Here is a 1,204-nt window from a genome sequence, read left to right on the forward strand (position 1 = left end):
TCGTAGCGGGGGGGCGGGGGCGCCTGGTACTGCACCACCACCGGCGCAGGGCCGTGGTAGCGGGGCGCGTCCGTGCCGATGACAACGGTGGCGCTGGTGTGCTGCGCGTGCGCCGCCGTGGCGGCAGCCAGCGTCAGCAGGGCGATGGATACAGCGGCGAGTGCATTGCGGGCCATGGTGAACTCCTCAAAATGATTCCTGTCGGAACCGGAGCCTTCATGCTGCGGGCTCTGCGTCAAGCCGGTGTAGTCGAATTGCGAAGTGTTGTGAAGTTGTGTTTCCTGGGGCGGATGAACGCGGGAGGGGTGTGACTTTTGTCACGGTCGCGGTGGGGCTCAGCGCCACCAGATCACCACGGCCAACAGCATCAGCGCCACCCAGGCGGGGTGGCGCCCCTCGGTGGCGAAAAATACCAGCAGCCCGCAGGCCAGTGTGGCTCCCGCCGCCACATCGGCCACCCAGGCGCCCAGGTTGGCGTCCACAGGCACTGTGCCAAGGCGCCACAGCAGCGCGCTGAAAGCCCAGCCCAGCACCGTCACCAGGTGCCAGCTGCCCCAGAGGATGCGCACATGCCCCTCGCGCAGCACGGGCTGGCCGCCCGTGGGCACCACGCCGCGCAGGCGCAGCGAGCGGAACACCAGGATTTCTCCGAGCACGGAGTGGATGGCGCCCACCAGGGCCAGGCCCAGGGCGGCAAGGACCAGCGATGTATTCATGTTTTTCTCCTCCCGGGGGCCACTGTGGATCAGGCCTTTGTGGACCGGCGGCCAGGGCCCCAGCACAGTGCCAGCGCCGGTGGCAGCACCAGCCAGAAACCCGAGGCGGGCATGAGCGCAATGCCCAGCAGCGCCAGGGCCAGCACCCCCAGGCCCAGCGGGCGCAGCGCCCCGGGCGTGGGCGCCATGTGGCGTTCGACCAGCAGCACGGCCCAGCCCAGCAGGGCGAGCACAGCGCCAAACAGCACGAACCAGGCCACGGCACCCACCATGGGGTCGGTGCCCACGGAGTCGATCACCCCGCGCCGCACGATCTCTTCCAGCTGAGGCAGGAACACGACGGCGGCAAACACCGTGTGGATTGCGGCCACGGTGAGCAGCCACCAGCCTTTCCAGGCAGTGCGAAACGTCTGAGGGGGCGGGGCGGTGAAGGACATAGCGGGCAAGCTCCGTGAAGGGGAACGCGGTCAGGGGTTGGTGGCGGTGGG

2 protein-coding genes are annotated in these 1,204 nt (G+C 69.1%); both read right to left on the reverse strand.

Translation table 11 applies throughout. From position 1 onward, the window contains the following. Positions 1-335: 335 nt before the first annotated feature. Positions 336-716 (reverse strand): hypothetical protein, encoded by a 381-nt coding sequence (locus DBR12_RS19440; RefSeq protein WP_108618739.1) that lies wholly within the window; start codon positions 714-716, stop codon positions 336-338. Between the two features lie 29 nt (positions 717-745). Next, a complete protein-coding gene (locus DBR12_RS19445; protein ID WP_233244919.1) occupies positions 746-1,153 on the reverse strand; it encodes a DUF6463 family protein in 408 nt (135 codons plus the stop codon). Between the last annotated feature and the right edge of the window lie 51 nt (positions 1,154-1,204).

It is taken from the genome of Acidovorax sp. HMWF029 (assembly GCF_003060895.1).
Lineage (GTDB): Bacteria > Pseudomonadota > Gammaproteobacteria > Burkholderiales > Burkholderiaceae_C > Acidovorax.